The organism is Pseudomonas sp. IzPS59 (genome assembly GCF_014863505.1).
GTDB lineage: Bacteria > Pseudomonadota > Gammaproteobacteria > Pseudomonadales > Pseudomonadaceae > Aquipseudomonas > Aquipseudomonas kribbensis.
Map to the genome: position 1 here is coordinate 4,879,604 of NZ_CP062251.1, position 23,534 is coordinate 4,903,137.

Annotated in this window: 24 protein-coding genes; 6 read left to right on the top strand and 18 right to left on the bottom strand. The window is 59.9% G+C overall.

Annotated elements, in window-relative coordinates; genetic code table 11:
* Positions 1–11 precede the first annotated feature (11 nt).
* From tolQ to IF189_RS21960, 10 genes are all read right to left on the bottom strand, one after another.
* The gene (gene tolQ / locus IF189_RS21915; protein WP_007912733.1) at positions 12–707 is read right to left on the bottom strand and encodes a protein TolQ; all 696 of its coding nucleotides are present in this window, start codon (positions 705–707) and stop codon (positions 12–14) included.
* On the bottom strand, positions 697–1,164 hold the full coding sequence (gene ybgC, locus IF189_RS21920; protein WP_085709624.1) for a tol-pal system-associated acyl-CoA thioesterase: 468 nt from the start codon (positions 1,162–1,164) through the stop codon (positions 697–699). Before ybgC ends, tolQ begins: the two co-directional genes overlap by 11 nt.
* Positions 1,165–1,291: 127 nt before the next feature.
* Positions 1,292–2,353 carry a Holliday junction branch migration DNA helicase RuvB gene (ruvB, locus tag IF189_RS21925; RefSeq protein ID WP_085709623.1) on the bottom strand — a complete coding sequence of 354 codons (1,062 nt, stop codon included), beginning with the start codon at positions 2,351–2,353 and terminating at the stop codon, positions 1,292–1,294.
* Positions 2,354–2,962 (bottom strand): Holliday junction branch migration protein RuvA, encoded by a 609-nt coding sequence (ruvA, locus tag IF189_RS21930; RefSeq protein ID WP_007951205.1) that lies wholly within the window; start codon positions 2,960–2,962, stop codon positions 2,354–2,356.
* A gap of 114 nt (positions 2,963–3,076) precedes the next feature.
* Positions 3,077–3,601, bottom strand: coding sequence for a crossover junction endodeoxyribonuclease RuvC (ruvC, locus tag IF189_RS21935; RefSeq protein WP_065258525.1), 525 nt, complete (start codon positions 3,599–3,601; stop codon positions 3,077–3,079).
* Positions 3,602–3,703: 102 nt separating this feature from the next.
* A complete protein-coding gene (locus IF189_RS21940) occupies positions 3,704–4,450 on the bottom strand; it encodes a YebC/PmpR family DNA-binding transcriptional regulator (RefSeq protein WP_085709622.1) in 747 nt (248 codons plus the stop codon).
* A 128-nt stretch (positions 4,451–4,578) separates the two neighbouring features.
* Positions 4,579–6,354: an aspartate--tRNA ligase gene (gene aspS / locus IF189_RS21945; RefSeq protein ID WP_085709621.1), complete on the bottom strand. Its 1,776-nt coding sequence runs from the start codon at positions 6,352–6,354 to the stop codon at positions 4,579–4,581.
* 108 nt (positions 6,355–6,462) lie between these two features.
* A complete protein-coding gene (locus IF189_RS21950) occupies positions 6,463–6,684 on the bottom strand; it encodes an FmdB family zinc ribbon protein (RefSeq protein WP_007951210.1) in 222 nt (73 codons plus the stop codon).
* A 113-nt stretch (positions 6,685–6,797) separates the two neighbouring features.
* On the bottom strand, positions 6,798–7,142 hold the full coding sequence (locus IF189_RS21955; RefSeq protein WP_085709620.1) for a ribbon-helix-helix domain-containing protein: 345 nt from the start codon (positions 7,140–7,142) through the stop codon (positions 6,798–6,800).
* 241 nt (positions 7,143–7,383) lie between these two features.
* Positions 7,384–7,854 (bottom strand): Dps family protein, encoded by a 471-nt coding sequence (locus IF189_RS21960; protein WP_039766007.1) that lies wholly within the window; start codon positions 7,852–7,854, stop codon positions 7,384–7,386.
* Positions 7,855–8,163: 309 nt separating this feature from the next.
* On the opposite strand from IF189_RS21960, the gene IF189_RS29030 reads away from it, so the two are divergent.
* Complete coding sequence (locus IF189_RS29030) at positions 8,164–8,766, top strand: cold-shock protein (protein WP_114885073.1); 603 nt, start codon at positions 8,164–8,166, stop codon at positions 8,764–8,766.
* Positions 8,767–8,837: 71 nt separating this feature from the next.
* Here the strand turns inward: IF189_RS29030 and IF189_RS21970 are convergent, their stop codons facing one another.
* Complete coding sequence (locus IF189_RS21970; protein WP_085709618.1) at positions 8,838–9,044, bottom strand: SlyX family protein; 207 nt, start codon at positions 9,042–9,044, stop codon at positions 8,838–8,840.
* Positions 9,045–9,046: 2 nt separating this feature from the next.
* Entirely contained in the window at positions 9,047–9,472 is a 426-nt protein-coding gene (locus IF189_RS21975) for an HIT family protein (protein ID WP_134827888.1), read from the bottom strand.
* An 878-nt stretch (positions 9,473–10,350) separates the two neighbouring features.
* On the opposite strand from IF189_RS21975, the gene IF189_RS21980 reads away from it, so the two are divergent.
* Positions 10,351–11,703: an OprD family porin gene (locus IF189_RS21980; protein WP_134827889.1), complete on the top strand. Its 1,353-nt coding sequence runs from the start codon at positions 10,351–10,353 to the stop codon at positions 11,701–11,703.
* 120 nt (positions 11,704–11,823) lie between these two features.
* Here the strand turns inward: IF189_RS21980 and IF189_RS21985 are convergent, their stop codons facing one another.
* Positions 11,824–12,663, bottom strand: a complete 840-nt coding sequence (locus tag IF189_RS21985; RefSeq protein WP_007951217.1) for a mechanosensitive ion channel family protein — start codon at positions 12,661–12,663, stop codon at positions 11,824–11,826.
* A 138-nt stretch (positions 12,664–12,801) separates the two neighbouring features.
* Positions 12,802–13,287: a YajQ family cyclic di-GMP-binding protein gene (locus tag IF189_RS21990; RefSeq protein ID WP_007951218.1), complete on the bottom strand. Its 486-nt coding sequence runs from the start codon at positions 13,285–13,287 to the stop codon at positions 12,802–12,804.
* Between the two features lie 140 nt (positions 13,288–13,427).
* Here IF189_RS21990 and IF189_RS21995 point away from each other — a divergent pair, with 140 nt between their 5' ends.
* From IF189_RS21995 to IF189_RS22005, 3 genes are read left to right on the top strand one after another with little or no spacing between them, the layout of a single operon-like run.
* On the top strand, positions 13,428–14,345 hold the full coding sequence (locus IF189_RS21995; RefSeq protein ID WP_134827890.1) for a putative 2-dehydropantoate 2-reductase: 918 nt from the start codon (positions 13,428–13,430) through the stop codon (positions 14,343–14,345).
* Positions 14,346–14,390: 45 nt separating this feature from the next.
* Positions 14,391–16,427, top strand: coding sequence for an ATP-binding protein (locus tag IF189_RS22000; RefSeq protein WP_134827891.1), 2,037 nt, complete (start codon positions 14,391–14,393; stop codon positions 16,425–16,427).
* A 3-nt stretch (positions 16,428–16,430) separates the two neighbouring features.
* Complete coding sequence (locus IF189_RS22005; protein WP_134827892.1) at positions 16,431–17,012, top strand: cob(I)yrinic acid a,c-diamide adenosyltransferase; 582 nt, start codon at positions 16,431–16,433, stop codon at positions 17,010–17,012.
* A 39-nt stretch (positions 17,013–17,051) separates the two neighbouring features.
* Here the strand turns inward: IF189_RS22005 and IF189_RS22010 are convergent, their stop codons facing one another.
* The 4 genes from IF189_RS22010 to secA form a co-directional block, all read right to left on the bottom strand.
* The gene (locus IF189_RS22010; protein WP_134827893.1) at positions 17,052–17,996 is read right to left on the bottom strand and encodes a Nudix family hydrolase; all 945 of its coding nucleotides are present in this window, start codon (positions 17,994–17,996) and stop codon (positions 17,052–17,054) included.
* Positions 17,993–18,625, bottom strand: coding sequence for a glutathione S-transferase family protein (locus IF189_RS22015; protein WP_192552252.1), 633 nt, complete (start codon positions 18,623–18,625; stop codon positions 17,993–17,995). Before IF189_RS22015 ends, IF189_RS22010 begins: the two co-directional genes overlap by 4 nt.
* A gap of 62 nt (positions 18,626–18,687) precedes the next feature.
* Entirely contained in the window at positions 18,688–19,905 is a 1,218-nt protein-coding gene (gene argJ / locus IF189_RS22020) for a bifunctional glutamate N-acetyltransferase/amino-acid acetyltransferase ArgJ (protein WP_192552253.1), read from the bottom strand.
* 122 nt (positions 19,906–20,027) lie between these two features.
* Positions 20,028–22,766: a preprotein translocase subunit SecA gene (gene secA / locus IF189_RS22025; protein WP_085709609.1), complete on the bottom strand. Its 2,739-nt coding sequence runs from the start codon at positions 22,764–22,766 to the stop codon at positions 20,028–20,030.
* Between the two features lie 307 nt (positions 22,767–23,073).
* On the opposite strand from secA, the gene IF189_RS22030 reads away from it, so the two are divergent.
* Positions 23,074–23,529, top strand: coding sequence for a DUF721 domain-containing protein (locus IF189_RS22030; protein ID WP_192552254.1), 456 nt, complete (start codon positions 23,074–23,076; stop codon positions 23,527–23,529).
* Positions 23,530–23,534 lie beyond the last annotated feature (5 nt).

A 23,534-nucleotide genomic window follows, 5' to 3' on the forward strand; every position in this document is an offset into this window, starting at 1 on the left:
TAAATACCTGCTTATTCTTCGCTGGTGTGCACTTTGCGGTGCAGGATCGCCTGGAATTCATCGGCGAAGGTGTAGTAGCGGCTCAGCAAGGTTTCACTGCGGGCAGAGAAACGGTTGTAAGCGATAACGGCCGGGATCGCGGCGAACAGGCCGATCGCGGTGGCGATCAGGGCTTCGGCGATGCCGGGTGCCACAGTGGCCAGGGTGGCCTGTTGTGCGCTGGCCAGACCACGGAAGGAGTTCATGATCCCCCACACGGTACCGAACAGACCGATGTACGGGCTGACCGAACCGACGGTGGCGAGGAACGGCAGGCTTTGCTCGAGCTTCTCTTCCTCGCGGGAGATGGCTACGCGCATGGCACGGGCCACGCCTTCCATCACCGCTTCAGGGTCGACGCCCGGCTGCTGGCGCAGACGCGAGAATTCCTTGAAACCGGCACGGAAGATCTGCTCGACGCCCGAGTCCGGATCCGGGTTGCTGCCGGCCTGGCGGTACAGTTTGGACAGGTCGATACCCGACCAGAAGCGCTCCTCGAAGCTCTCCAGGGCACGTCGACCGGCGCGCAGCAGATTGCTGCGCTGAAAGATCATGATCCATGAGGTCACCGATGCGGCTACCAGGGTCAACATTACCAACTGCACCACGATGCTGGCATTGCTGACCAGGCTCCACATGGAGGAATGGTCGACGACGTTAGCTTCCACGCTTTATCTCCTGCTTCAAGTGTGTACCCGTGCCGACCGCGTCGGCGAAAGCCGCACGCAAGTCTTCGGGAAGGGCCCGGGGTTTCAAACTGTTAGTGCGCACACAGGCCACCAGAAACTGCCCCTCACAGAGCAGCACATTATCCGTTGCCCGCCTGACCTGCTGTCGAAAGCGCAGGCTGGCACGGTTCAATTCGATTACATCAGCGCTTACCAGCAGCTCGTCGTCCAGTCGCGCCGGCGCGTGATAACGCGCTTCGCTGGAGTGCACGACGAACAACAGGTCCTCCCCTGCCAGCGCCGACTGGGCAAAGCCCAGCTCCCGGAGCCGCTCGGTTCGAGCCCGTTCCATAAACTTGAGGTAATTAACGTAATACACGATGCCGCCCGCATCGGTGTCCTCGTAATAAACGCGACAACGATGTGCGAACGGCTCAAGCCCGTTTTGCGCGCGCATACTCTAGTGCTTACTCCTCGGGTTGCCAATCCGGCCAGGCAACTGTTTTTCATAGTTCGAAGGCTTTACCGCAAAAGTACCGTCCTGAGACAGTACAAACGCTGAATAAATCGCCAATAAATGTGTATCAATCGTCCACGGCATCGAGAAACTCGTCTGCCACGGGCATTTCGCCCATTCGTGACGGAATGTTTAAACCAAAATGCAGATACGCATGCCGGGTCACCACCCTGCCCCGCGGCGTACGCATGATGTAGCCCTGCTGAATCAGATACGGCTCCAGCACATCTTCGATGGTGTGGCGCTCTTCACTGATCGCAGCCGCCAGGCTGTCGATGCCAACGGGGCCTCCATCGAACTTCTCGATCATGGTCAGCAGCAATCGCCGGTCCTGATGATCGAAGCCGTGCTCATCGACATCCAGCAGATTCAGTGCCAGGTCGGCAACGGATTTGGTGATATGCCCCTTGGCCCGGACTTCGGCGAAATCCCGCACCCGGCGCAGCAGCCGGTTGGCGATCCGCGGCGTACCACGGGCACGACGGGCAATCTCGAAAGAGCCTTCCGGGTCCAGCGGCAGGCCGAGGATGTTCGCCGAACGGCTGACAATCGTCGCAAGGTCTGCGGTGCTGTAGAACTCGAGACGCTGGACAATACCGAAACGATCGCGCAACGGATTGGTCAGCATCCCCGCCCGCGTCGTCGCGCCAACGAGGGTGAACGGCGGCAGATCAAGTTTGATCGAACGCGCCGCCGGCCCCTCACCGATCATGATGTCGAGCTGGAAGTCTTCCATCGCCGGGTACAGCACTTCTTCGACGATCGGCGACAGACGATGGATTTCATCGATGAACAACACATCGTGCGGTTCAAGATTGGTAAGAAGTGCGGCCAGATCCCCCGGCCGCTCGAGCACCGGGCCCGACGTACTCTTGATCGACACGCCCATTTCCTGGGCAATGATGTTGGCCAGAGTGGTCTTGCCCAACCCCGGCGGGCCGAAGATCAGGGTGTGGTCGAGGGATTCGCTACGGCCACGGGCGGCCTGGATAAACAGTTCCATCTGCTCGCGAACGGTCGGCTGGCCGATGTACTCGGCCAGACTGACGGGACGTATCGCCCGATCCTGGACTTCTTCGCGCTCACGCGGACTGTGCGTGGCGGCGATCAGACGATCAGCTTCAATCACTTAAATCATTCCCTTCAGGGCGCGTCGGATCATGTCTTCACTGCTCAAGCCTTTCTCCTTGATCGCGGAAATCGCCTTGCTCGCTTCCTGTGGCTTGTAGCCCAGGGAAATCAGCGCGCTGACCGCGTCGTTCTCGGCGGTATTGACCGGTGCCGGGCCGTCCGGCTGGTTCGGTACCAGCGCAAACATGGCCGGCGAGGTTTCCCAGGCCTTGAAGCGGTCCTTGAGTTCCACCAGCAGACGCTCGGCGGTTTTCTTGCCCACACCCGGCACTTTGGTCAGCGCCGAAGTGTCCTGGGACTGCACGCAACGGATCAGCTCATCGACTTCCAGACTCGACATCAAGGCCAGGGCCAGTTTCGGGCCCACACCATTGAGACGGATCAACTCGCGAAAAAAGTCTCGCTCACGCTTGCCAGCGAAACCATAGAGTAACTGCGCGTCTTCGCGTACGACCAAATGGGTGTGCAAGGTCAGCGGTTCACCGACCGACGGCAGGCGATACAGGGTGGTCATGGGCACTTCCAGCTCATACCCGAGGCCGTTTACATCCAGAATCAGGTGCGGCGGCTGTTTTTCAGCGAGGGTGCCGCGCAAGCGTCCAATCACGTTTCAGATCCTTGAGCGTTGGCCAGCCGTGGGCTGGCGACAAAACGGAATACGGATTCGGGCCGACGACCCAGGCACAAAATCCGTATACCGGAAAATTGATTGCTGATGCTATCAGAGACGCAGGCGCCCGCCACGACTGCGTGCGGTTCCCAGACCGTGAGGCAACAGACTGGATCGGGTGTGCGCATGGCAAATGGCAATGGCCAGGGCGTCCGAGGCATCGATTTGTGGCTTGCTGGTCAGTTTGAGCATGTGCATGACCATCATCTGCACCTGCTCCTTATTGGCCGCACCGGTGCCGACTACGGCCTGTTTGACCTGGGTTGCCGTGTACTCGGCGATTTCCAGGCTCTCTTCGGCACCCGCAACGATCGCGGCCCCACGGGCTTGCCCGAGCTTCAGCGCCGAATCGGCGTTTTTCGCCATGAACACCTTTTCGATGCCCATGGTCACCGGACCGTAGGTCTGGATGATTTCCCGCACGCCGCGATAGACGATCTGCAGACGCTCATGCAACTCGCCGGCGCCGGTACGAATGCAGCCGGAAGCCACGTAGACACAACCACGCCCGGTATCGCGTACCACGCCATATCCGGTGATGCGCGAACCGGGGTCGATACCAAGAATTAAAGTCATAAGCCTGCTGGTTTCGAAAAAACACAAAAACAAATGTGGGAGATTCCATGTTCGAGAGGAACCCTCAAACATGAAATCTCCCACATTGAAGCCTAGCCGTTATCAGCCGAGCTGAGCCGCCACGTCTTCCGGAATGTCCGCATTGGAGTAAACGTTCTGCACGTCATCCAGATCCTCGAGCATGTCGATCAGCTTGAGCACCTTCTCCGCACCTTCCAGATCCAGTTCGGCGCTGGTGGTCGGCTGCATGACGATTTCCGCGTCATCACCCTTGAAACCGGCCGCTTCCAGCGCGTTTCGCACGGCATAGAAACTGGTGAACGAGGTGAACACATCGATCGAGCCGTCTTCATGAGTGACCACGTCGTCGGCATCTGCTTCCAGTGCCGCTTCGGTCAGCGCATCCTCGTCGACACCCGGCGCGAAGCTGATCTGGCCCTTGCGTTCGAACAGGTAGGCCACCGAACCGTCGGTACCGAGGTTGCCGCCACACTTGCTGAACGCGTGGCGCACGGCCGCGGCGGTACGGTTGCGGTTGTCGGTCATGCACTCGACCATCACCGCGACGCCACCCGGGCCGTAACCTTCGTAGGTCAGCTCTTCAACGTTGTCCGCTTCGGTCGCGCCGGCGCCACGGGCCACCGCACGATCGATGATGTCGCGGCTCATGTTGGCACCCAGCGCCTTGTCCAGGGCCAGACGCAGACGCGGGTTGGAACCCGGATCGCCGCCGCCCTGACGGGCCGCAACGGTCAGTTCACGGATCCACTTGGTGAAGATCTTGCCTCGTTTGGCATCCTGACGTTCTTTGCGGTGCTTGATGTTCGCCCACTTGGAATGACCTGCCATATCTCGCTCCGAATTCTCTTTGAAACGTTGCCCGCCGCGCACATCGCACAGCCAGCAAACAAAAAATCTCGACCTGCTCTCTATAGAAAGAAAAAAGGCGCATCCGAAGATGCGCCTTCAGGCCCGTCTTACTCAGCCTTTGGTGTTTCGCGCAAACGAATGTGCAGTTCGCGCAGTGCCTTGGCGTCCACGACACCCGGCGCCTGCGTCATCACGTCGGCAGCACTCTGGGTTTTCGGGAAGGCGATCACTTCACGGATCGACTGGGCGCCGGTCATCAGCATCACCAGACGGTCCAGACCGAAGGCCAGACCACCGTGCGGCGGTGCACCGTACTTCAGCGCGTCGAGCAGGAAGCCGAACTTCTCTTCCTGTTCCGCTTCGTTGATGCCCAGCAGACGGAATACCGCTTGCTGCATCTCCTTGCGGTGGATACGGATCGAACCGCCACCCAGCTCGGTGCCGTTCAGAACCATGTCATAGGCACGGGACAGCGCGCCAGCCGGGTTGGCTTCGAGCTCTTCCGGGGTGCACTTCGGCGCGGTGAACGGGTGGTGCAGAGCGGAGAAGCTGCCGTCGTCGTTCTCTTCGAACATCGGGAAGTCGACGACCCACATCGGTGCCCATTCACAGGTCAGCAGCTTCAGGTCGTGACCGAGCTTGATACGCAGCGCGCCCAGGGCTTCGCTGACGATCTTGGCCTTGTCGGCGCCGAAGAACACGATGTCGCCGTCGACTGCACCGACGCGATCGAGGATCACGTTCAGGTTGGCTTCCGGGATGTTTTTCACGATCGGCGATTGCAGACCTTCAACACCGGCAGCACGCTCGTTGACCTTGATGTACGCCAGGCCCTTGGCACCGTAGATGCCGACGAACTTGGTGTAGTCGTCGATCTGCTTGCGCGGCATGCTCGCCCCGCCTGGAACGCGCAGTGCGGCGATACGGCATTTCGGATCGTTGGCCGGGCCGCTGAAGACTTTGAAATCGACTTCTTTCAGCTGATCGGCTACGTCGACCAGTTCCAGCGGGTTACGCAGGTCAGGCTTGTCGGAACCGTAGCGGCGCATGGCTTCTTCGAAAGTCATGTGCGGGAATTCACCGAATTCCAGATCCAGCACTTCCTTGAACAGGTTGCGGATCATGCCTTCGGTCAGGCCCATGATGTCTTTTTCGTCGAGGAAGCTGGTCTCGATGTCGATCTGAGTGAACTCAGGCTGACGGTCGGCACGCAGGTCTTCGTCGCGGAAGCACTTGGCGATCTGGTAGTAACGGTCGAAGCCGGCGACCATCAGCAGTTGCTTGAACAGCTGAGGCGATTGCGGCAGTGCGAAGAACGAACCGGCGTGAGTACGGCTCGGCACGAGGTAGTCGCGCGCGCCTTCCGGAGTCGCACGGGTCAGGATCGGCGTTTCCACGTCGAGGAAGCCGTTCTCGTCGAGGTAGCGACGGATGCTGGTGGTCATGCGCGAACGCAGGCGCAGCTTCTCGGCCATTTCCGGACGGCGCAGGTCGAGGAAACGATAGCGCAGACGGGTTTCTTCACCGACGTCGGAGAACTCGTTCAGCGGGAACGGCGGGGTTTCCGACTCGTTCAGCACTTCCAGTTCGTAGCCCAGGACTTCGATCATGCCCGACGCCATGTTGGCGTTGGTGGCACCGGCCGGACGCAGACGCACCTTGCCGGTGATCTTCACGACATATTCGCTGCGCACGCGATCGGCGGCGGCGAAGCTCTCGGCGCGATCCGGATCGAAGACCACCTGGGCCAGACCGTCACGATCACGGATATCGAGGAAAATCACCCCGCCGTGGTCGCGGCGACGGTGAACCCATCCGCAAAGGGTAATTTCCTGGCCTTCCAGGCTTTCGTTCAGTTGGCCGCAATAATGGCTGCGCATCATGGTAGTGTTTTCGCTTCTCGTAATTCGAAATTCGGTGGAGATCCGCCGCACTCAAGCTCTGTGCGACCGGTGGATGCTCGCGCGTGTCGTAAGACCTGGGCCTGAACCCTAGTCAGATTTGTCGCCACCGGCCAGATTCTTCTTCGCGCCGGTCTTGAAATCGGTTTCGTACCAACCGCTGCCGCTGAGGCGAAAGCCTGGCATGGACAGCTGTTTCTTTAGCTCTGGTGCCTGACAGGCAGGGCAATCGACCAGCGGTGCATCACTGATCTTTTGAATGGCTTCCAACTGATGACCACAGGAAGCACATTGGTAATCGTACATCGGCATGGAGTTGTCTCGGCGATCAGATTGCCAGCTCCCGCAGGGCGGTGTGGCGAAAGAGCGGGATTATATCCATTAAATGCGGCCTGTGCAGCCGGAAGACTGCACGGGCCGCCCGGTCACTGGCAACCCCCGATAGTCACCGGGGCATCCCGCAGGCCGTGCACGACACACACCACCCGCACCAGACCGCTGAAGTTCTTCACCCCCCCGTGACGCAAGTGCACCTCACGATCGACACGGGACAGCAAGGTGCCGACCGAACAGCAATTATCCTCGGCCATACGGCCCAGAATATTCCAGTAGACCTGCTCCAGCCGCATGCAGGTCGCAAACCCGTTCAAGCGCACCGACCGGGCCAAGGGCCGGATCAATGCCATGTCGAACTCCTCAAGAAACGGCGCCACGGCCCTGTCCTGCCGCGAGCCGATGACGATTCCACTTCGCCTGTCTCCAACTTCCATATCGTTGACACTCCTTTGCCATCTCTGCTTGTTGCCAAGGCAACATCCTGTGACCTCATTAAAAGCGCAGGGACAAAGGCATGGCCAGACGACTTTTTGACCGTCCTCGTAGGATAAGCCAACAGAAAAGGGAGGATCATGGACCAGCGAAGTGCTTTCCTCGCATCCTACAAACACGAGTGCTTTTTCCTCGTCAGGACGGGCGCACGGCCGACAATTCGTGTCCGTGCGCCACGGGCGATCAGGCTTCGAGCAGCGCCCTGAGCATCCACGCGGTTTTCTCGTGGACTTGCATGCGCTGAGTCAGAAGATCAGCCGTCGGCTCGTCACTGACCTTATCCAGCAGCGGGAAAATCCCCCGCGCCGTGCGAGTGACCGCTTCCTGGCCCTCGACCAGTTGTTTGATCATGTCTTCGGCACTCGGCACGCCCACCTCTTCCTTAATAGAGGAAAGGCGCGCGTAAGTCGCATAGGCACCCGGCGCTGGGAAACCCAGAGCGCGGATACGTTCGGCGATTGAATCCACGGCCAGCGCCAGTTCGTTGTATTGCTCCTCGAACATCAGATGCAGGGTCCGGAACATCGGTCCGGTGACGTTCCAGTGGAAGTTGTGGGTCTTCAGATAGAGCACGTAGGTGTCCGACAGCAGACGCGACAGCCCTTCGACGATGGATTTGCGGTCTTCTTCACTGATACCGATATCGATTGCCATGCTTACCCCCTAACGGCGATTGAATTCATCCAGCAGGTGTCGGATCACTGTAGCAAGGCCTCCATCCCATGGCAGCCCCCGTATCGACCCGATAGAGGCGACAAATCGCCCCACGCAGTGCCGCTGGCCGGCGTGATTTGAGTAGCTGTGGGCTTTGCTGTTAAATAGGCAGTGTGTCGCTATGCCCTGTTTTCCGGGCGTTGCGCATAGGCTGATGCCGGGTACGTGTCCAACGCCTCTTATTGTTTCGAAGCGAACCGTGCGCCTTCAGCTCTTCCTTGTGAGCCGTCATAACGTGAGTCAATAAAAATGTTGAAAATCGTCCACCTGCTAATGGGCGCAGCGGCGTTGCTGCTGTCGTTCATACCTAGCTTGAAATCCGAAGCCGTTCCTTACCTGCAACAACCCGATGCACTTTACCTGGCCTTTTTCGGCCTGCTGAACCTGGTCATTGCCCCGGTGATCCCTTACTGGAACAAAGGCCCGCGCCAGCATCTGCAAAATCTGGTCAGCGCACTGCTCGTGCTGACCGTCGTCCTGCAAACCCTGACCCTGATCGCGCCGATGCCTGTCATCGCCGGCCAGCCAGCCGTGCTGTTCAGCCTGGTGATCGCCCTGGTCGCCGTGGTCCTGCACCTGGCCGTCAGCTTCTACAAATCCTCACCGGCCGCCGCCGCGCAAAGCTACGACATGAGCAACCGCGATACCGGCACCGTCAAGTGGTTCAACACCTCCAAGGGCTTCGGCTTTATCTCCCGGGATTCCGGCGATGATATTTTCGTGCACTTTCGCGCCATCCGTGGCGAAGGCCACCGCGTCCTGGTCGAAGGCCAGCGCGTGGAGTTCTCGGTAATGAACCGTGACAAAGGCCTGCAAGCCGAAGACGTGATCGCCGCCCTGCCGCGTCGCTGATCCAGAACGAAAAAAACCGCGAACAGCCTGGCTGCTCGCGGTTTTTTATTGCCCTTGCGAAATACGCAAACTCAGTAGTGCGGCGGCGGTGCGTCTTCCTCAAAGGACCCGAACTGGCCGACCATTTCCTCCTGGCGCTTGAGCAGCGCGGCCATCTGCAATTGCAGACGCTCCACGACTCGCTGCTGCTCCACCAGCACATCATTCAACGCCTGAATGGTGTCGTCCTGAAATGCCAGGCGGCTTTCCAGATCGGTAACGCGTTGTTCCAGGCTCATGATCAGCCCTCCAGAAACTTGAAGTCTTCGTCCAGCACCAGACGCAGTCGCTCGCGGATCGCGGCCACCTGCTCGGCGCTGTAAGGCCTGGCCGGGTGCTTGCCCCAGACCGGCGCCGGCCACGCGGCGTCATCACGTTTGCGCACGATCACATGCATGTGCATCTGGCTGACGACGTTACCCAGGGTGGCAACGTTCATCTTGTCGGCATCGAACGAGTCCTTGAGCACCTCCGCCAGGGCCGTGGTTTCCTGCCACAGACGCTGCTGATCGGCGACATCCAATTGAAACAACTCGCTGATATCGTCGCGACGAGGCACCAGGATGAACCACGGGTAGTTGGCGTCGTTGGACAGCAGCAACCGGCAGAGCGGGAAGTCGCCGATGGTCAGCGTGTCCTGTTGAAGGCGTGAATCTAAAGCAAACACTGGGTGTACTCCCGGCTGATCGACAATATTCAGCTTAGTGGACCTGCCCGGTGGAAGGCGCACTAAACGACAGGACGGCAGCATACCTTCGAATGCCCTGCCCTTCACGATGAAGCGGCGCCCCGCCATGGAACATTTCCGGCGATCACGCACCAGCACGAGACCCGCCGTGCCAGGCAATACGCCGAAATGACCGTGACTCACTACCGCGTTCAGGGTCATGACAGGGCTCAAGTGTTTGAATTCAGTACAGCCGAAAAAATTATTTGCACCAAAACCGTACAGCGGGTCTACGCTCAATGGCTCGGGCATCCGCCAAATACTCACTGACAGGGTGAACCGGTAACGTTTTTGGTTGTCATGCGCAAAATCGAGCGAGACAACACCAAGCGAGGAAGCGCGTCAACCCTGATCAAAAAGGCGCGCGCGAGCCCGCATTTACAAGGCTTTTACAGCAGCAAGCGGGGCCATGGAAAAATAACCGCATCATTTTTGCGGTTTGTGCACGCTTGTTGCATTCGTACTCATATGGGCTATGAACCCGCCACGGGAAGTGGTGGTTCAAACCCCGAAAAAAACAGTGGCAGGGTTGCCCGATGGAGATTCAAGTGTTTTGCCAGGGACTCTTTTTTACCGATGCAAAAAGGCCCAGAAACAGCGACAAAGTTGTCAGCCCGACTGCATGGGTACTGTGAATTTGCGACATCAACCAAGCCATTTGCGACAGCGTCGTAAAGAACATGAAAGGTTGTATGTGCAAGTATCGCCAACATTGTCGGCGTGATATAAGTTTGCGCCGACACAAAAAGAAAGAGCCGCCCAGATAATAAAACAGGTGGGACGGCAGTACTCTTCTAAAACCAAAGGAGCAAATCACGATGCGCGTGATGAAGTGGAGCATGATCGCACTGGCCGTTACAGCAGCCAGTACTCAGTTGGCTACGGCCGCACCGTTTGTTAGTGATCAATCTGAAGCCAAAGGCTTTGTTGAAGACGCAAAACTGACCGAGACGTTGAAGAACTACTACTTCAACCGCGACAACAAGAACGGCAGCCGCGACCAGAAAGACTGGACCCAGGGCTTCCTCACCAACTTCAACTCCGGTTACACCCAAGGTACTGTCGGCGTAGGTATCGACGCATTCGGTTACCTGGCTGTCAAACTGGATGGCGGTGACGGCACTTCCGGTTCGGGCAACATGAGCCGTAGCGACACCCCGAATGCCAAAGGCGTTCGTGAAGCGGACAATAGCCAAGGCAAAGCCGGCGCGGCCATCAAGTTCCGAATCTCCAAAACCGAGCTGAAAATCGGTGATCAACAGCCAAGCACTGCTCCAGTGTTCGCTGTCGGCGGTTCCCGTATCCTTCCTCAGACTGCCAGCGGCTTCCAGCTGCAGAGCAGCGAAGTCAAAGACCTTGACCTCGAAGCCGGTCACTTCTACTCGGCGACCAGCCAGGACAAGAACGCCCGTGACGGCGAGCTGTGGGCAACCTACGCCAACGTCAAGGCTGACTCGATCGACTACTTCGGCGGCAAATACGGCATCACCGACAACCTGTCGGCTTCGCTGTACGGCGCCAAGCTGGAAGACATCTGGAACCAGTACTACGCCAACGTGAACCTCACTACCCCATTCGGTGGTGACACTTCGCTGAACACTGACTTCAACATTTACCGCACCACCGACACCGGCAGCGCCAAAGCTGGCGAGATCAGCAACACTGCGTTCTCCCTGGCAACCGCCTTGTCGTTCCTGAAGGCACACACCTTCACCCTGGCCTTCCAGAAGGTCAATGGCGATACTCCGTTTGACTACATCGGTGTCGGCGGCCACGGTCCTTCGAACCGCGGTGGCGACTCGATCTTCCTCGCCAACTCCATCCAGTACTCTGACTTCAACGGCCCAGGCGAGAAATCCCTGCAAGCCCGTTACGACCTGAAAATGGCCGAGTATGGCGTTCCTGGCCTGAGCTTCATGGTTCGTTACGTCAAAGGTTGGGACATCGACGGTACCCACACTCCAGCGGGCAGCTCTTACACCGGTGCTTACGGTGAAGACGGCAAACACCACGAAACCAACTTTGAAGCCAAATATGTGGTTCAAAGCGGTCCGGCAAAAGACCTGTCCTTCCGTATTCGTCAAGCGTGGCACGTTGCTAACGCTGATGAAGGCGAAGGCGACGTTAAAGAGTTCCGTCTGATCACCGAGTACCCACTGAACATCTTGTAATCGTCAGTGGTTAGTTTGGTTGAATGAAAAAGGCCCATCTTCGGATGGGCCTTTTTTATTGCCTGTTGCTTGTAATACATGCCTGACCGATAAGTCAGGCAATTAATTAGCAACCTATCATTAAACCGCCGATTCCTGAACCACACGAATCACGCGCTGTGGAAACGGAATATCAATACCGGCTGTTTTCAAACGATCACGGGACTGTTCGTTAAACATGAACATCACATCCCAGTAGTCTGCCGTCTTGACCCAGACACGCAACGAAACAGTGATCGAACTATCGCCCAAGGTGGAAATGACAGCCTGAGGCGCCGGATCCTGCAAAACGCGATCATCTTTGGCCAGATCCAGCAGCACCTGACGGGCCTTTTGCAGATCGGCTTCGTAATCGACACCCACATCGAACACAACCTTGCGGGTTGGCTGACGGTTGGTGTTGGTAATGATGCCATTCGACAGGTTGCCGTTCGGCACGATGATGGTCTTGTTGTCGCCGGTACGCAGTACCGTGTGGAAGATCTGGATGCTGTCGACAGTACCTGCCACACCCTGAGCTTCGATCCAGTCGCCGATGCGGAAAGGACGGAACAGCAGAATCAGCACGCCGCCGGCGAAGTTCGCCAGGCTGCCCTGCAACGCCAGACCGATGGCCAAGCCGGCCGCACCGATCGCCGCGACGAACGAAGTGGTCTCGACACCGATCATCGACGCCACGCTGACGATCAACAGCACCTTGAGAATGATGTTGGCCAGGCTGCTGATGAAACCTTGCAGCGCCAAGTCGGCATTGCGCAGAGCCAGCAAGCCGCCGAGTTTTTGCGTGACCTTGTTGATCAGCCACCAGCCGATCGCCAGGGTAATCACTGCCAGCAGCACACGGCTGCCGTATTCCATGATCATCGGAATCCACGCCTGGGACGCCTTGACCAGGTTGTCTACCTCAGCATTCAAATCCATCTTTTATCTCCTGATTGCCGGCTTCCCGGGCTGAAAAAATCAGCGGCAGAACGACCGGGCCTGTGGGGGCTCAATCGTTTCTGCCGCTGCTTGGGCCTCGGACGCTGAAAACGCCGAGAGGTTCCCGACTCGGATGGCTCAGTCGCGGAAGTTGTTGAATTGCAGTGGCATGCCGAATTCCTTGGCACGCAGGGCCGCGATGGCTTCCTGCAGGTCGTCACGCTTCTTGCCGGTCACACGCACCTGCTCGCCCTGAATGGCGGCCTGTACCTTGAGCTTGGCTTCCTTGATGTGGCCGACGATCTTCTTCGCCAGTTCCTTGTCGATGCCTTCTTTCAGAACGGCGTCCTGCTTCATCAGCTTGCCCGAAGCGAACGAGTCTTTGACTTCGAGGCACTGCACGTCGATCTTGCGCTTGACCAGGGCCAGCTTGAGGATCTCGATCATCGCTTCCAGCTGGAAATCGGCTTCAGCGGTCAGGTGGACGGTCAGGTCCTTTTCCTTGAATTCGAAGCTGCCCTTGCCTTTCAGGTCATAACGACGATCGAGTTCCTTCACGGCGTTCTCGACCGCGTTGGTGAGTTCGTGTTTGTCCAGTTCGGATACCACGTCGAACGACGGCATGTAATCTCTCCAATAAAAAGGCGCGCTCGTTCAGGACGCGGCGCGCTTGGCTTGCGGTTAAAATCGGGCTCATTATAACGGGTCTTTTCCCACCGACACGGCGAGCCTTGCATGCCTGTACCTTACCGAGTGAAAAACTGATGTCCACCCCCTGGCACATCCTCGGCGCCGGAAGTCTCGGCACCCTCTGGGCCACACGTCTGGCCCGGGCCGGATTGCCGGTCCGGCTGATCCTGCGCGACATTGACCGCTTGCATGACTATGCGACGGCGGGCGGTCTGACCCTGGTGGAACAAGGCGTGGCCAGCAGTTATGCCATCCCCGGAGAAACCCCGGACAGTCCCGGACCGATCCGTCGCCTGCTGGTGGCGTGCAAGGCCTACGATGCCGAAAGCGCCGTGGCCGGCGTCGCGCATCGACTGGCGCCGGACGCAGAACTGATTCTTCTGCAAAACGGCCTCGGCAGCCAGGAAGCGGTTGCCGCGCAAGTCCCGCAGGCTCGCTGCATCAGCGCCTCCAGCACCGAAGGCGCGTTTCGCGACGGCGACTGGCGCGTGGTGTTCGCCGGCCACGGTTACACCTGGCTCGGCGATGCCGGTCATCCCGTGGCACCGTTCTGGCTGGATGATCTTGAAGCGGCAAAGATTCCTCATGAATGGAGCGCCGACATCCTCACGCGTCTTTGGAGAAAACTGGCGCTCAACTGTGCGATCAATCCCCTGACTGTGTTGCACGACTGCCGTAACGGCGGATTGCAGGACCATCATTGTGAAGTAGCCACTCTGTGCGCCGAACTGACCGAGTTGCTGGAGCGTTGCGGCCAGCCCGCGGCGGCAGACAACCTGCAACAGGAAGTCGAACGGGTGATTTCGGCCACCGCCGCCAATTTCTCCTCCATGTATCAGGACGTGGCCAGCAAGCGCCGCACCGAAATCAACTATCTGTTGGGCCATGCCTGCAAGGCTGCGCAGCGGCACCAGCTCAACCTGCCGCATCTGCAACAATTGCAGCAACGGCTGACAGCCCATCTGCACAGTCTCGGATTGCCCGTGGACTGAGCAGCGGCTACGCTGCCCACTTGTTCCTTTGTTGCGATAAGCCCGATGCCATTGCGCCAGCGCCTCGAAAACCTGCCGGTCGGCCAGAAACTGCTGGCCGCCCTGCTGGTGCTGTTGACCACCGTGTTACTGGTCGCCAACCTGACTTTCATCAGCGCGGCCTATTACATTTCCCAGGAAAGCATGGCGCCCCAGGCGCTGCAGACCATTGGCCGTCTGGTGGCGAACCCGAGCCTGATCGCCGAAGCGCTGCAATCACCGCAGAGCGCCGAACGCCTGCTCAAGGAGCTCGACAGCTACTCGCCACTGCGGGCCGCCGCCCTGTATGACGGCAAGGGCGACCGCATCGCTCAGGTTCAACGCGGCGACAAGCTCAACCTGCCGGAACGCTACCGGCACATCGAAGCCTGGCAGCTCACCGAGTTTCGCAGCAATCAATTGATCACCCTGCCCCGCCCCGGCACTGCGCCGGGTCATCTGCTGCTGGTGGCCAGCAGCGAACTGCCGATGGCGTTCTATACCGGCACCCTGACGGCGAGTCTGGGGATCCTGATTTTCAGCGTCCTGCTGTGGCTGGTGATCGCCCGTCAGATCAAGCGCCTGATCACCCGCCCCATCCACGAACTCGAAGAACTCTCCCGCCAGGTCACCCGCGAAGAGAACTACGCCTTGCGCGCCTCGCGCGGCAACCACGACGAGATCGGCAGTCTGGCCGAGGCGTTCAACACCATGCTTTCACGCATCGAGGCGCGGGAGCAGCAGCTCAAGCGCGCCCGCGATGACTCGCAAGCCGCCTACGATCAGGCACAGGGGCTGGCCGAAGAAACCCGCCACACCAACCGCAAGCTGGAGCTGGAAGTCCAGGTGCGGAGCAAAATCGAGAAGAAGCTCACGGGTTTCCAGAACTACCTCAACAGCATCATCGACTCCATGCCCTCGGCGCTGATCGCCCTCGACGAGCAGCTCTACGTCACGCAGTGGAACCAGGAAGCCAGCGCCCTCTCCGGCACCCGGCTGGACGAAGCACTGAATCAGCCGATCTTCCTCGCGTTCGAACCGCTCAAGCCGTTCCTGCCGCAGCTCAAGCAGACCGTCGAACAACACACCGTGGCGAAAATCGAGCGGGTGACCTGGTTCAAGGACGACGAGCCCAAGCATTACGCCCTGACCTTCTACCCGCTGATGGGCGGTGCCGGGCGTGGTGTGGTGATCCGGATCGACGACATCACCCAGCGCCTGTCGCTGGAAGACATGATGGTGCAGTCGGAAAAAATGCTCTCGGTCGGCGGCCTCGCGGCCGGCATGGCTCACGAGATCAACAACCCGCTGGGGGCGATCCTGCATAACGTGCAGAACATACGCCGGCGTCTGTCGCCCGACCTGCCGAAAAACCTCGAACAGGCCGAGCAACTGGGCATCGAACTGGAAACCGTGAACCGTTACCTGCAAGGCCGGGAGGTCCCGCAACTGCTCGACGGCATCCAGCAGGCCGGGGCCCGGGCGGCAAAAATCGTCACCCACATGCTCAGTTTCAGCCGCCGCAGCACTCGACAGATGGCACCGTGTGACCTGCCGGCGCTGATCGATCAGGCCGTGGAAATCGCCGGCAACGACTTCGACCTGGCCATCGGCTTCGACTTCAAGGGTCAGGCGATCATCCGTCAGTTTGACCCGGCGCTGGGTCCGGTTCCGGGCACCGCCAACGAGCTGGAACAAGTGCTGCTCAACCTGCTGAAAAACGCTGCACAGGCGATCCACCTGCGCGAAGACGACAGCGAGCCGGGTCGGATTATTCTGCGCACGAAGCTCAATCCGCCGTGGGCCGAGATTCAGGTCGAGGACAACGGCATCGGCATGAGCGAGAACGTGCGCAAACGCACCTTCGAGCCGTTCTTCACCACCAAGGAAATCGGCCAGGGCACGGGGCTCGGACTCTCGGTGTCGTACTTCATCATCACCAACAATCACAAAGGGCAGATGGAAGTGCAGTCGGCACCGGGGCAAGGCACCTGCTTCACCCTGCGCCTGCCGCTCGCGCAACCGGCACCCATCGCCGCCGAAACCAATCAACTACCGAGGTAAACCATGGGCTTTCGCTTGTCGAAGATCTACACCCGCACCGGCGACAAAGGCGAAACCGGCCTCGGCGATGGGCGCCGCGTCCCCAAGGACCATCCGCGCATCGAAGCCATTGGTGAGGTCGACACATTGAACAGTCAGGTCGGCGTGCTGCTGGCCGGGTTGATTGCCGAACGCGAAAACTGCCCCGGGCTGAATGAATTGATCGACGTGTTGGCGCCCTGCCAACATCGACTGTTCGACCTGGGTGGCGAGCTGGCGATGCCGGAATATCAGGCGCTGAACACGGCAGAAATCGAACGGCTGGAAGCGGCCATCGATGTGTGGAACGAGGAATTGGGGCCGCTGGAGAACTTCATTCTGCCCGGCGGTTCGATGCTGATTGCCCAGGCGCATGTGTGCCGCAGCCTGGCGCGCAGTGCCGAGCGGCGTTGTCAGCATTTGAATGCGATCGAACCGCTGGCCGGGGTTGGCCTGGCTTATATCAATCGCTTGTCGGATCTGTTGTTTGTGGCGGCGAGGTTGATTGCGCGACGCCAGGGCATTGCAGAAATCCTGTGGCAACCGGCGGCGAAGCCCGAAAACTGATCACTCCCACGCGTGGCGCGGGAGTGATCGGATGCCCATTCAGGCTTCAGGCCAGAACGCCCGAATCCCCGCCACGCCCTGAGCGCCGGCATGCCACGCTTTCTCGCGTTCGGCCGGGCCGACGCCCCCCAGCAGAAACACCGGTTTGCTGAAGCCTTCGATCAGTGTCGAAGCCTGCTCCCAGCCCAACGGCTGCGCATCCGGGTGAGTCAGGGTCGGCTGCACCGGCGACAGGGTGACGAAATCCACGCCCATCTGCTCGGCCAGTGCCAGCTCTTCAGCATTGTGGCAGGACGCCGCCAGCCAGCGCTCCGCCGGTAGCGGGCGCCCCGCTGCCGCGTACTTGCGCAGTTGCGCCGAGGTGATGTGCCAACCGGCGGACGGGAAATCCCCCAGCCACTCGAACGGGCCCTTGATCATCAGCTGAGCCTTGCCGGCACACAGGCCGACCGCGTCCACCGCGAGGTCGCGGTACTTCGGGTCATAGCCATTGGGCGCACGCAGCTGGATCAGCTTGATGCCACCGGCAATCGCCTTCTGGATGCCGCGCAACAGGGCCGGGGCTTCCAGGTCTTCCGGGGTGATCAGGTATTCAGCGGGCAGACGCGCCGCCGCGACGATCGGCTGGTTGGCCGCCGGGAACTCGTAGTTCGCCAGTTCTTTGGCCGAAACCCAGGCCAACGGCTGGCCTTCGGCGCCGTGGGGTTCGCCGGTGAAACTCGATACTTCCCAGACATCCAGCAATACCTGCTTGTCCGGGTAATCGTGACGGACCTTGATCAGCGGGCGTGCGGCGCCGACGACAATACCCAATTCTTCGTGCAGCTCACGGGCCAGCGCGGTCTGCACCGACTCGTCGGCTTCGACCTTGCCACCGGGAAATTCCCAGAGACCGCCCTGATGCTGGGTATCGGCCCGGCGGGCAATCAGAATCTTGCCGCTGTCGTCACGAATGACGGCGGCGGCGACGTGTACACGTTTCACGACTGCAATTCCTCCAGTCCGGCCTTTTGCCAGGCCTTGAAGGCCGGCCATTGGTAGACGGTTTCAACATAGGCTTCATCTTCGGCCGGCAGCTTCACCTGATAGGTACGCAGGCGTACGGCAATCGGCGCGAAGAACGCATCCGCCAACGACACGCGACCAAACAGGAACGGTCCCGGCTCGGTGGCAACGGCACGGCATTCAGCCCACAGCGCAAGCATGCGCTCGACATCGACCTTCACCTCTGGCGGCACCGGGTTGAGCGGTGCATCGTGGCTCAGGTTGAACGGCATGTGATTGCGCATCGCAAAAAAGCCACTGTGCATCTGCGCGCAGGCAGAGCGCGCCTGGGCGCGGGCCGCAATATCGGTCGGCCAGAGCTGTTCGGATGGAAACTGTTCGGCCAGGTATTCGGCAATCGCCAGGGAATCGGCGATGGTGCCTCGTGCGGTGGTCAGCAACGGTACCTTGCCGGTGGGCGAATGCTTGAGCAGGCGCTCGCGGGTGTCGGGCTTGCCGAGCTTGATCAGTTCTTCGGTGTAGGGCGCGCCGGTCAGCTCAAGCGCCAGTGCCGCGCGCAGGGACCAGGAGGAAAGCAGTTTGTCGCCGATGATCAGGTGAAGGCTCATGTTCGGGTCCTTTCATGGGACAGAAGAAAAGGAGGTCCGCAGACCTCCCTCTTCGGCAGGGATCAGGTGCGGTATTCGGCGTTGATCTTCACGTACTCGTGGGACAGGTCGGTGGTCCAGATGGTTTCGCTGCAATCGCCGCGACCCAGCTCGATACGGATGGTGATTTCTTCCTGCTGCATCACTGCCGAACCCTGGGCTTCGGTGTAGGTCGCGGCGCGGGCGCCACGGCTGGCGATGCACACGTCGCCGAGGAACACATCGATCTTGCTCACATCCAGATCCGGCACGCCGGCACGGCCGACAGCAGCGAGGATGCGGCCCCAGTTCGGGTCGGACGCGAACAGTGCCGTCTTGATCAGCGGCGAGTGGGCCACGGTATAGCCGACGTCCAGGCATTCCTGGTGATTGCCGCCGCCATTGACTTCAACGGTCACGAACTTGGTCGCGCCTTCGCCGTCACGCACGATGGCCTGGGCCACGTCCATGCACACTTCGAAAACGGCCTGCTTCAGCTTGCCGAACAGCTCGCCTTCGGCGCGGGTGATTTCCGGCAGCGCAGCCTTGCCGGTGGCGATCAGCATGCAGCAGTCGTTGGTCGAGGTGTCGCCGTCGATGGTGATGCGGTTGAACGACTTGTTGGCGCCGTCCAGCATCAGGTTGTGCAGCACGTCGCGGGAGACTTTGGCGTCGGTGGCGATGTAGCCGAGCATGGTCGCCATGTTCGGACGGATCATGCCCGCGCCCTTGCTGATGCCGGTGACGGTGATGGTCACGCCGTCATGCTGGAACTGGCGGCTCGCACCTTTTGGCAAGGTGTCGGTGGTCATGATGCCGGTGGCGGCAGCTTCCCAGTTGTTTTCCGACAGATCGTCCAGCGCGGCCTGCAAGGCGCCTTCGATCTTCTCGACCGGCAGCGGCTCGCCGATCACACCGGTGGAGTACGGCAGGATCTGGCTGGCATCGACGCCAGTCAAATCAGCCAGTCTGGCGGTGGTGCGCTCGGCGGCGGCCAGGCCCGGCTCGCCGGTGCCGGCGTTGGCATTGCCGGTGTTGGTCAGCAGGTAGCGCACAGCGTTCTGCACGCGCTTCTTGGCCAGGATCACCGGCGCTGCACAGAAAGCGTTCAACGTGAACACGCCCGCCACGGTCGAACCTTCGGCGCAACGCATCACGACGACATCCTTGCGCCCAGGGCGCTTGATGCCGGCCGAAGCGATACCGAGTTCAAAACCGGCAACCGGGTGCAACGTTGGCAAAGGACCAAGACCAACAGCCATGAATGCGCTCCTTACTCAATGATGTCAGCACCGCCAAGCGTAGTGGCGGTGGTGTAAATGGCAAAACGCCGCGACGGCTGGTGCCGGTCGCGGCGCGGGTATTTCAGCGATTGAAACGGGTTTTACTGGATCTGCCCGTGGCAATGCTTGAATTTCTTGCCCGAACCGCAGTAGCACAGTTCGTTGCGGCCCAGCTTCTGCTCGTTGCGAACCGGCGCGGTGGCCAGGGCCACATCGACCTCTTCACCGACCAGTGCTTCCGGCTGCTCCAGACCTGGGGCTTCGGCGTGTTCGAACTGCATGCGAGCGGCCAGTGCCTCGGCTTCCTGACGCAGACGCGCCTCTTCCTCGGCCGGATCTTCGCGGCGAACCTGAACGTGCGACAGCACACGGATCGAGTCGCGCTTGATCGAATCCAGCAACTCGGAGAACAGCGTGAAGGACTCGCGCTTGTATTCCTGCTTCGGGTTCTTCTGCGCATAACCACGCAGGTGGATGCCGTGACGCAGGTGATCCATGGTCGACAGGTGGTCTTTCCACAGGTCGTCCAGCACGCGCAGCACGATCTGTTTCTCGAAGGAGCGCAGTGCGTCGGCACCGGCCTGGTCTTCTTTCTCGTTGTACGCGGCGATCAGCTCGTTCATCAGCTTCTCGCGCAGGGTTTCTTCGTACAGGTGATCGTCTTCGTCGAGCCATTGCTGGATCGGCAGCTTCACGCCGAAGTCGCTGGCAATCGCGGCTTCCAGACCGGCCACGTCCCACTGCTCAGGCAGCGATTGCGGAGGAATGTGCGCGCTCACGGTGGCGTTCAGGACGTCCTGACGGAAATCAGCGATGGTTTCGCCGATGTTGTCCGCAGCCAGCAACGTGTTGCGCATGTGATAGATCACTTTACGCTGCTCGTTGTTGACGTCGTCGAACTCCAGCAGTTGTTTACGGATGTCGAAGTTGCGACCTTCAACCTTGCGCTGGGCCTTCTCGATGGCGTTGGTCACCATGCGGTGCTCGATCGCTTCGCCAGGCTGCATGCCCAGGGCCTTCATGAAGTTCTTCACCCGGTCGGAGGCGAAGATGCGCATCAGGCTGTCTTCCAGCGACAGGTAGAAGCGGCTGGAACCGGCGTCGCCCTGACGGCCGGCACGGCCACGCAGCTGGTTGTCGATACGACGGGATTCGTGACGCTCGGACGCGATCACCTGCAGACCGCCGGACTCCAGCACTTGCTGGTGACGCTTCTGCCAGTCGGCCTTGATCTGCGCGATCTGCTCAGGGGTCGGGTTTTCCAGCGACGCGACTTCAACTTCCCAGTTGCCGCCCAACAGGATGTCGGTACCACGACCGGCCATGTTGGTGGCGATGGTCAGGGCGCCCGGACGACCGGCCTGTGCAATGATTTCAGCTTCTTTTTCGTGGAACTTGGCGTTCAGAACCTTGTGTTCGATGCCTTCCTTCACGAGCAATGCGGACATGTGCTCGGAAGTTTCGATGGTCGCAGTACCCACCAGCACCGGACGGCCGGCAGCCATGCTTTCCTTGATGTCGTTGACGATCGCCGCGTATTTCTCTTCGGCGGTCAGGAACACCAGGTCGTTGTAGTCCTTACGGGCCAACGGCTTGTTGGTCGGGATCACGATGACCGGCAGGTTGTAGATCTGGTGGAATTCGAACGCTTCGGTGTCTGCAGTACCGGTCATGCCGGACAGTTTTTCGTACAGACGGAAGTAGTTCTGGAACGTGGTCGAAGCCAGGGTCTGACTTTCGGCCTGGATGTTCAGGTTTTCCTTGGCCTCGATGGCCTGGTGCAGGCCTTCGGACAGACGACGGCCCGGCATGGTACGACCGGTGTGTTCGTCGACCAGTACGACCTGACCGTCCTGCACGATGTATTCGACGTTGCGGTTGAACAGCTTGTGCGCACGCAGGCCGGCGTAGACGTGAGTCAGCAGGCTCAGGTTGTGCGCCGAGTACAGGCTCTCGCCCTCGGCCAGCAGACCGATGCTGGTCAGCTGGTCTTCGATGAACTGGTGACCGGCTTCGTTGAGTTCGACCTGACGGGTCTTCTCGTCGACGGTGAAGTGACCTTCCTGGGTGACTTCGCCTTCGACTTCTTCAACGTGCAGCTTGAGTTTCGGGATCAGCTTGTTGATCTCGATGTACAGCTTGGAGCTGTCCTCGGCCTGACCGGAAATGATCAGCGGAGTACGCGCTTCGTCGATGAGGATGGAGTCGACTTCGTCGATCACGGCAAAGTTGAGTTCGCGCTGGAATTTCTCTTCCATGCTGAACGCCATGTTGTCGCGCAGGTAGTCGAAGCCGAATTCGTTGTTGGTGCCGTAAGTGATGTCGGCGGCGTAGGCGGCGCGCTTCTCTTCCGGCGGCTGGAACGGCGTCACGATGCCGACGGTCAGGCCGAGGAATTCATACAGCGGACGCATCCAGTTGGCGTCACGGCGGGCCAGGTAGTCGTTCACGGTCACAACGTGCACGCCCTTGCCGGACAGCGCGTTGAGGTAAACGCCCAGGGTACCCACCAGGGTCTTGCCTTCACCGGTACGCATTTCGGCGATCCGGCCTTCGTGCAGGGTCATGCCGCCGATCAGCTGGACGTCGAAGTGGCGCATGCCCATGACGCGCTTGCCGGCTTCGCGGGCGACCGCAAAGGCTTCCGGCAACAGCTTGTCGAGGGTCTCCCCCTTGGCAATGCGGTCCTTGAACTCTGCGGTCTTGGCGCGCAGTTGATCGTCCGAGAGGGCGACCATCTTCTCTTCGAAGGCATTGACGAGCTGCACCGTCTTGAGCATGCGTTTGACTTCACGCTCGTTCTTGCTTCCAAAAAGTTTCTTTAACAAAGGCGCAAACATATCGGCAGGATCTTCCACACTAAAGGGATGGAGGGCGGCCCCGTGAGTCGCCCGTGCAGCCCTCATGGCCGCATGCGAACGAGCATTCTACCCGGAAACGGTGGTGAGGAAAGTGGCGATATTCCACGATGCTGGCACTGCGCTTTGACGGGGCTCACTTAAAATAGGGGCGTTTTGCTCAACTTCAAGCCGTTGGCGGCAGAAGTTAGTCGTTGATTTAATGGGCAAAGCAGGGACAAAAGCAATGGGCGAGTGAAATGGGGCCTATCTGCTACCATGGCGCCTCTGTAACTTCAGGTCCTAGATCATGGCATTTCGCCCTCTTACAGCCAGAGCGCCCGCCGTTCTGCTACGCGAAGCCAGGCCGTTGAAAGCCATCCTCGGCCATGCTCAACGACTGGCCCATCTGCAGCGCCTGCTAGACAGCCAGCTGCAACCTGCCGCCCGCGAACACTGCCATGTGGCCAAGTGGCGCGAAGGCGAACTGTCGCTGGTGGTCACCGACGGTCATTGGGCAACACGCCTGCGCTACCAGCAAAAACGCCTGCTGCGGCAATTGCAGATGTTCGACGAGTTCACCGGTTTGACGCGGATCAAGTTCTCGGTGCGACCACCAGCCATCCCGCCAAGAGCAGCCGGACACACGATGGATCTGTCGACGGATGCCGCAGCGACCATTCAATCCACCGCCGACGGGATCAGCGATCCAAGCCTGCGGGCGGCGCTGGAGCGACTGGCAGCGCACGCCAAGGCCAAATCCTGACCCTG

Coding starts and splice junctions, on each gene's coding strand:
- ybgC (WP_085709624.1), bottom strand. CDS start 1,164: ATGCGCGCGCAAAACGGGCTTGAGCCGTTCGCACATCGTTGTCGCGTT.
- ruvC (WP_065258525.1), bottom strand. CDS start 3,601: ATGACTTTAATTCTTGGTATCGACCCCGGTTCGCGCATCACCGGATAT.
- IF189_RS21940 (WP_085709622.1), bottom strand. CDS start 4,450: ATGGCAGGTCATTCCAAGTGGGCGAACATCAAGCACCGCAAAGAACGT.
- aspS (WP_085709621.1), bottom strand. CDS start 6,354: ATGATGCGCAGCCATTATTGCGGCCAACTGAACGAAAGCCTGGAAGGC.
- IF189_RS21950 (WP_007951210.1), bottom strand. CDS start 6,684: ATGCCGATGTACGATTACCAATGTGCTTCCTGTGGTCATCAGTTGGAA.
- IF189_RS21955 (WP_085709620.1), bottom strand. CDS start 7,142: ATGGAAGTTGGAGACAGGCGAAGTGGAATCGTCATCGGCTCGCGGCAG.
- IF189_RS21960 (WP_039766007.1), bottom strand. CDS start 7,854: ATGGCAATCGATATCGGTATCAGTGAAGAAGACCGCAAATCCATCGTC.
- IF189_RS29030 (WP_114885073.1), top strand. CDS start 8,164: ATGTTGAAAATCGTCCACCTGCTAATGGGCGCAGCGGCGTTGCTGCTG.
- IF189_RS21970 (WP_085709618.1), bottom strand. CDS start 9,044: ATGAGCCTGGAACAACGCGTTACCGATCTGGAAAGCCGCCTGGCATTT.
- IF189_RS21980 (WP_134827889.1), top strand. CDS start 10,351: ATGCGCGTGATGAAGTGGAGCATGATCGCACTGGCCGTTACAGCAGCC.
- IF189_RS21985 (WP_007951217.1), bottom strand. CDS start 12,663: ATGGATTTGAATGCTGAGGTAGACAACCTGGTCAAGGCGTCCCAGGCG.
- IF189_RS21990 (WP_007951218.1), bottom strand. CDS start 13,287: ATGCCGTCGTTCGACGTGGTATCCGAACTGGACAAACACGAACTCACC.
- IF189_RS21995 (WP_134827890.1), top strand. CDS start 13,428: ATGTCCACCCCCTGGCACATCCTCGGCGCCGGAAGTCTCGGCACCCTC.
- IF189_RS22000 (WP_134827891.1), top strand. CDS start 14,391: ATGCCATTGCGCCAGCGCCTCGAAAACCTGCCGGTCGGCCAGAAACTG.
- IF189_RS22005 (WP_134827892.1), top strand. CDS start 16,431: ATGGGCTTTCGCTTGTCGAAGATCTACACCCGCACCGGCGACAAAGGC.
- IF189_RS22015 (WP_192552252.1), bottom strand. CDS start 18,625: ATGAGCCTTCACCTGATCATCGGCGACAAACTGCTTTCCTCCTGGTCC.
- argJ (WP_192552253.1), bottom strand. CDS start 19,905: ATGGCTGTTGGTCTTGGTCCTTTGCCAACGTTGCACCCGGTTGCCGGT.
- secA (WP_085709609.1), bottom strand. CDS start 22,766: ATGTTTGCGCCTTTGTTAAAGAAACTTTTTGGAAGCAAGAACGAGCGT.
- IF189_RS22030 (WP_192552254.1), top strand. CDS start 23,074: ATGGCATTTCGCCCTCTTACAGCCAGAGCGCCCGCCGTTCTGCTACGC.